Source organism: Ornithinibacillus bavariensis, assembly GCF_050433565.1.
Taxonomy (GTDB): domain Bacteria; phylum Bacillota; class Bacilli; order Bacillales; family Amphibacillaceae; genus Ornithinibacillus; species Ornithinibacillus bavariensis.
The window spans coordinates 1-6,898 of the sequence record NZ_JBNPWZ010000022.1 but is presented as its reverse complement, the minus strand read 5'-3'; the positions used below and the strand labels follow the sequence as shown (position 1 = coordinate 6,898).

Annotated in this window: 8 protein-coding genes; 3 read left to right on the top strand and 5 right to left on the bottom strand. The window is 35.7% G+C overall.

All coding sequences use genetic code 11. The features are described 5' to 3' along the window. The first annotated feature begins 627 nt into the window (after positions 1–627). From HNR27_RS17975 to pabB, 3 genes are all read left to right on the top strand, one after another. The gene (locus tag HNR27_RS17975; RefSeq protein ID WP_429340701.1) at positions 628–1,014 is read left to right on the top strand and encodes a YgzB family protein; all 387 of its coding nucleotides are present in this window, start codon (positions 628–630) and stop codon (positions 1,012–1,014) included. A 120-nt stretch (positions 1,015–1,134) separates the two neighbouring features. Then, positions 1,135–1,722 (top strand): anthranilate synthase component II, encoded by a 588-nt coding sequence (locus HNR27_RS17970; protein WP_212921314.1) that lies wholly within the window; start codon positions 1,135–1,137, stop codon positions 1,720–1,722. Continuing rightward, a complete protein-coding gene (gene pabB, locus HNR27_RS17965; RefSeq protein WP_429340700.1) occupies positions 1,715–3,424 on the top strand; it encodes an aminodeoxychorismate synthase component I in 1,710 nt (569 codons plus the stop codon). The genes HNR27_RS17970 and pabB overlap by 8 nt, the downstream gene beginning before the upstream one ends. A 30-nt stretch (positions 3,425–3,454) precedes the next feature. Here pabB and perR read toward each other — a convergent pair whose 3' ends face one another. From perR to HNR27_RS17940, 5 genes are all read right to left on the bottom strand, one after another. Then, the gene (perR, locus tag HNR27_RS17960) at positions 3,455–3,898 is read right to left on the bottom strand and encodes a peroxide-responsive transcriptional repressor PerR (RefSeq protein ID WP_212921316.1); all 444 of its coding nucleotides are present in this window, start codon (positions 3,896–3,898) and stop codon (positions 3,455–3,457) included. Positions 3,899–4,093: 195 nt separating this feature from the next. Further along, positions 4,094–4,654: a cob(I)yrinic acid a,c-diamide adenosyltransferase gene (locus HNR27_RS17955; RefSeq protein WP_212921317.1), complete on the bottom strand. Its 561-nt coding sequence runs from the start codon at positions 4,652–4,654 to the stop codon at positions 4,094–4,096. A gap of 2 nt (positions 4,655–4,656) precedes the next feature. After that, on the bottom strand, positions 4,657–5,613 hold the full coding sequence (locus HNR27_RS17950; protein WP_429340699.1) for a D-2-hydroxyacid dehydrogenase: 957 nt from the start codon (positions 5,611–5,613) through the stop codon (positions 4,657–4,659). Between the two features lie 125 nt (positions 5,614–5,738). Further along, positions 5,739–6,398, bottom strand: coding sequence for a sugar transferase (locus HNR27_RS17945; RefSeq protein ID WP_429340702.1), 660 nt, complete (start codon positions 6,396–6,398; stop codon positions 5,739–5,741). 146 nt (positions 6,399–6,544) lie between these two features. Then, positions 6,545–6,898: transposase (locus HNR27_RS17940; protein WP_429340698.1), on the bottom strand; the 354-nt coding region annotated here is incomplete at its 5' end.

Below are 6,898 nucleotides of genomic sequence, written 5' to 3'. Positions count from 1 at the left end.
CTAAAAGCACGCTAGCTTTTAGATTATTAATAGAAAAAACAGGGTATGTTTTTTCCTTACATACTGGTTGTTTTGTTCAGTTTTCAAGGAGCAAAATCGATGTTGTCTTTTTAAGTGACAACTCTTAAAATGTTACCACATCATCCTGATTATGTCAACAACTTTTTAAAATTTATTTCTTTAAAAGTTTTTGGCGTCTTAATCAGCGACCTACTAAATATATCATGGATATACCGTTAATGTCAACATTATTTTTCAATAAAAATTCTACTTAATGTCGTTAAATAAATCTGCCGTTCTCAGAACAGCAAGTACAACTTTACCACGATGAAATCAGTTAGTCAATGGATATTTTACTTTATTGTACGTCGGTATTTAATAGCCTAATATGTTCCACATTATCTATTTGACTGTTCTATTAGACTGGACTCCCGGGTTTCTGCGATTCTCTGTCCATTAGACTCGTTATATTAGACTGTATTCCGGGCTTTCACGATTCTCTGTCCATTAGACTTCTTCTATTAGACCGGTCTTCGGTGTCATTTTGTACATTTTAGTGAAAACAATTCTATCGATTGTCTAGATTATGCTATACTATGCATGAAAGTATAAGGAGGATACATAAGAATGGCTCAACTCGTTTATTCAAGTAAAATTAACAAAATACGTTCTTTTGCCTTAATCTTAGTTTTTGCCGGGATTCTTTTAATGTATGTTGGCTTACTACTTAAAAAATTCGAATGGGTAATGGTTCTATTCTTTATTCTCGGGGTTATATCCATTGTACTAAGTACAGTTGTTTATTTTTGGATTGGGATGCTTTCTACAAAAGCAATCCCCATTGTTTGCCCGTCATGTAATAAACCAACAAAAATGCTGGGTCGCGTTGATGCATGCATGCACTGTAAACAACCCTTAACTCTTGATAAAGAGCTTGAAGGAAAAGAATTTGATGAGAAATATAATTCAAGAAAATACCGTAGAGAGCTAAAGAAAAAACAATCCAACAAGTAAAGAGCATCTGCCTTATGGTAGATGCTCTTTTGCTATTTTCCCTTGCATAAATAGCTATTAATCCAAGACCTATTGTGAACGTTATTGTTACAGACCATATCTGAGAATGGGGTTAGCATAATGATTTTAGTCATTGATAATTATGATTCATTTACCTTTAATCTAGTACAATATATCTATGAGCTTGGCCTGGAAGTAGAAGTTAAGAAGAATGATGAAATTTCTGTATCAGATATTTTACAGCTACATCCATCCCATATTCTTCTTTCACCAGGACCAGGTAATCCAAATCATGCTGGTGTTTGTTTAGAGGTGGTTAATAAACTGCATAAGCAATTCCCTATCTTAGGAGTTTGCTTGGGACATCAAATTATTGCACAAGCATTTGGTGGAAAAATTATCAGCGCAAAGGAACCCACACATGGTAAGATTTCCTATATCAATCATGATGGGAGAGGAATTTTCTTGAATTTAGAAAATCCATTACCGATAACACGTTACCATTCTTTAATGGTAGAAAGTGACAGCTTACCCGAATGCCTTGAAATAAGTGCTGTCACAGAAACAGGTGAAATTGCTGCTTTAAGACACAAAGATCTGCAAATCGAAGGTATTCAAGGTCATCCAGAATCAATTTTATCCAAGGGCGGCATGCAACTTTTACATAACTTTTTCCTAATCAAAAAAGGAGTTCAATCAAATGACTAATCCTTTTCTACACTTTGACTTTTATAGAAAGCCGATAACATTTAAAAATCCTATTAAAATAATTGCAGCAACAAAAATTGAACAGGTTCTTCCATCTCTATTAGAAGTACAGCAGGCTATTATGAATGGTTATTACGCAGCAGGCTTTATTTCTTATGAAGCAGGACCAGCTTTTAATCCTCACATGGACGTACATCCTAATCATAAAATGCCACTTCTTTGGTTTGGTATTTATAATAATGTCAGTAACGAAGAACTCTCTCCAAAAGGATCTTTTTATACAAGTAATTGGGAATCAGATACAGACATTAATCAATATCAGAAATCTATACAGTCCATTAAGGATTACATACGTGTAGGGGATTCCTATCAAGTGAATTACACAATTAGAATGAATGCTCAATTTCATGGTGATCCAATTGCCTATTATCAGCAGTTAATCCATTCGCAATCCACAAACTATGGTGTATATCTAGATATTGGTCACTATAAAATTATATCTGCTTCACCAGAATTGTTCTTTCACCTAAAAAAAGGAAAGGTTATTACAAGACCTATGAAAGGGACAATTAGTAGAGGAGATAATCCTAAAGATGATAAAGCTAATGCTGATTGGCTTTTCCATTCGGAGAAAAATCGAGCCGAAAACGTCATGATAGTGGATCTGCTTCGTAATGATTTAGGTAGGATCGCAAAACCAGGAACTGTAAAGGTTCCAAAGCTTTTTTCTATCGAGGCATATCCGACTGTTTATCAAATGACCTCCACTGTTGAAGCGGAAATAGATTCAAAGAAAGGAATCTTGGAAGTTCTTCAGGCACTTTTTCCATGTGGATCAATTACTGGTGCACCAAAAATTAGTACGATGAAGATTATAAAGGAATTAGAGAATACGCCTCGAGAGGTTTATTGTGGTGCAATTGGGTATATCACACCAGAAAATGAAGCCATTTTTAATGTGCCTATTCGTACAGTCGTCCTCGATTCCGATGGAAAGGCAACCTACGGTGTTGGCGGAGGTATCACATGGGACTCCAATAAAGAAGATGAATATGAAGAGGTTTTAACGAAAGCAAAGGTTCTTTCGAAGGGGCAGCAGTCTTTTCAACTTATCGAAACAATTGGACTTATAGCTGGGGAATATATCGTATTGGAAAATCACTTAAATAGATTAAGCAAATCAGCAAATTACTTTTCTTTTTCATTTCATTTAAACAAATTACGTAAAAAACTTGATGAGATTGCTCTCCTCTACTCTAAAGGAAAATGGAAAGTAAGAGTTCTACTAGGGAGGGACGGATTAACTTCTCTAGAAGTAACAGAAGAAAATATGATAGAAGGCAAACCAATCGTGACGTTGGCATCTCGTCCTATAAATAAATTGGATATCTTTCATTACCATAAAACAACGAAAAGAGACATCTATGAGGAATTGTTCGAACCGGATCTATTTGATGTTTTATTATGGAATGAGAATCAGGAAATAACTGAGTTTACTAAAGGAAATGTTGTAGTTGAAATGAATGGGACACTTTACACGCCACCTGTAGAATGCGGTTTGTTAGCGGGAACGTACAGGGAAATGCTTCTACAAAAAGAGGAAATTCATGAAAGAACCATTTCAATAAAAGAGCTTAATCAATGTCAGAGGATTTGGTTTATAAATAGCGTTAAGGAATGGCTTCCTGTTCAATTAAAATAAGCCCTGCTACATTGGTAACAGGGCTTCCAACTAGTGTTCCACCGTTTTTTGCTGTTGGCATTCTTCACAAATTCCATACACTTCCATCCGGTGATGGCTAACGGTAAAACCAGTAACTCTTTGAGCTAATGCTTCTACCTCATCTAAGGACGGATAATGAAAGTCAACAATTTTACCGCATGACTCACAAATTATATGGTAGTGATCACTTAAATTACATTCAAACCGACTAGAGGAATCGCCATATGTTAATTCACGAACTAGTCCATTTTCACGTAATACTCGCAAATTATTATAAACTGTTGCCACACTCATGTTGGGAAATTTTCCTTCAAGCGCTTTATAGATATCATCTGCTGTTGGGTGAATCATGGAGTTAAGAAGATAATCAAGCACCGCATGACGTTGTGGTGTAATTCGGACACCTGACTCTTTTAGTGTATTAATTGCCCGTTGAAGTTTTTCTTCAGACACGCCATGCACCTCGCTTTCATGTAGTATTCCTTTAACTATCGATTTTATTAAATAATAATCTTTATAAATAGTGTACGCTTTCCAAACGTTTTTTGTCAATCCTAGTATATTTTAAAAAGACGAATATTATAACGCCTCCGACTAAGCGAGGGTTATCTTCTTTATATTAATATGTTACAAAGTGATTTTATTCGTTTATACATCCGTATGTAGAGGTAATTCTTGACCTCCTAATACTTTATTGATATACCTTGCAGCAACAAATAGAAAATCCGATAATCTATTTAAATAACTCACTACGAAGGGATTCTGGATTTCCTCCCCAAGACCAACTGTTAAGCGTTCGGCTCTTCTTATTACGGTTCTAGCTACATGAAGGGCACTAGAAGGTCGGTTTCCTGAGGGTAGAATAAACTGCTTCAGGGGCTCTAATTCCTGATCCCACTCATCTATTTGTTCTTCTAGTTCATCAATGTGCTTTTTAGTAAGTTTCCAATATACCTCTTTATCAGTAGGTGTAGCAAGCTCTGCACCAACATGGAAAAGTATTGTTTGAACACGATGCATTTGATCAAGAAAAGCTGCTTTTCCCTCCCAGTCCTCTAGCTCGATTAAGCTTGTTGCAAGCCCTATCATAGAATTTGCCTCATCACAGGTCCCATACGCTTCAACACGCAGGTGATTTTTGGGGACGCGCTTTCCATATACTAGTGATGTTGTTCCTTTATCACCAGATCGTGTATATATCCTAGCCATTTCTAATACCCCCTAGTTGTATTAATGATATTTCTATAATTTGACGCTTTGCTTTTAAAATTGTCTAGGTTTTCTTCAAATATTGCTAATGCCCGCGGTAAATATTCAGGTGATTTACCGGAAATATGTGGTGTTACCGTAATATTTGGTTCCTTCCATAAAGGATGTTCTGCAGGAAGTGGCTCTTGTTCGAAAACATCTAGTATTGCATGAGCAATTTCTTTTTCTCGAACAGCGTTTAAAATTGTATCAGAAGCGACAATATCTCCTCTACCAATGTTCACAAACACTGCGCTATCTTTCATTCGTGTAAAGTGCCCCTCATTCAAAAGATACTTTGTTTCTTTTGTACTTGGTAAAACCGATACAACAAAATCCGCTTCTGGTAGCTTCTCGTTCAAAGAATTTAGCTGGTAGACCTCATCAAAGAAGTCTACATGGCATCCGCTACGAGAAATTCCAATCGTTTTCATCCGAAAGGCTTTGGCGAGTCTCGCAACTTCCTGACCAATTGCTCCTGTACCTAGCACTAACATCGTTTTCCCAGTAATTTCTTGTAAAGAAACCTTTGCCCATTTAGCTTGTTTTTCGTTCTCTATTAATTCTCTTTCACTTCGATACACCTGTAACAGCATTGAAATGGTATATTCCGCCATTTGTATTTTATGAATTCCTTTAGCGTTAGTTACAAGGATATCTCTCGCCTCAATAGCTGGGAATGGTAATCGCTCTACTCCAGCAGAGAGAACCATAATCCACTTTAATCTAGCTGCTTTTTCAATAGTCTCTTCGTTAATATCCTCACCATATGTGACAAGAACAGTAGCTTGTTCTAAGAATTTCTCCGCCTCCACTATATCCTCACAAAAAACAAATTCTTGTTGCGGATATTTCAGCCGAAGTGTATGCTGATGTTTTTCAGATAATTTAGCTGAAAATAGAATAACCAAATAACCCATCCCCCTCATTATAAATCCATTCACTCATAAAACTTAATTCTATATTAAAACATATGAATATAAATGAACAATAAAAGAAACAGTAAAAAACCTGGTCACAGGAATGAAACCAGGGTAATCCAGAGCTATTTTTTTTGATATAGTTGTAGAATAGTGCGAAATACTATTTTTAGATCTAATTTATAGGAGCAGTTCTGTGTGTAATATAGGTCATAAATAATCTTTTGTCCATGGCGTTCATTATCGATACCTTTAATTTGAGCATAGCCGGTTAGACCAGGTCGAACCTTTAGTCTATTAAGTTGACGCTTATTATAGTATTCCGCTATTTCAGGCACCTCTGGGCTTGGCCCTACTAAGCTCATATCCCCCTTTATCACATTTAGTAATTGTGGTAGTTTATCCAAATGATATTTTTTCAACCATAATCCCGTTTCGGTAAATGTTACATGCTCATCTCTAGTTATCTTAAAAAAATCTGGTACCCCTCTTTCCCATGAACTTGGAAATGGAACAGGGGGAAACTGGCGAATTACTCTAGATGCACTTGTCATTGTACGAAATGACAACATCATAAAGGTGCGATTATTTTTACCTACTCGAAGCTCACGATTGAAAATAGGCTTTCCTTCTTTCTTACCAATGTAATAAGAAACAAACAAAAATAACGGTGACAGAACAACAACCAACACCACACTAATTACAACATCTAGTAGTCTCTTAATAAAGTAGTACAAATTAATATGAATAAAATAATTGGATCTTGTCTTTGCAGTTTCTAGCATTCCCACATGAACACACCTCTTTTGTACAGACTTTACTAATTCATATCTATTCAACTAGAGGTGCGTATATAACTCTGTCATGGAAAAGTAATATTAACATTCTATTAGCTACGGTATATTATTCTTTCAGATGAAAATAAAAAATATCAATAAATTAAAATAGAGGCTGGGACATAACTAGCCAAAAATAAATAAAAATGGTTCCAATCATCTAAAAACTGGTGCTTGGAACCATTTTTTATTGGTTTGTTTTCAATATTCATTGGTAAATTAGGTATTCTGGCGGTAAACTTTCTCAGGTTTACCGCCATGAATGCAAACCCTAATTCATTTACTACTTTCTCTTTGCCCCTTACGGACATCCGAGTGAAACGCAAATTAGCCTTCAAAAATCCGAAGACTGGTTCCACATCAATTTTACGTTTTCCATAGATTTCACCAGTTTCTTTTTTTGAAAGCTGCTCTTTTATATATTCTTTTTGTTGTTCCCATTTCTCATT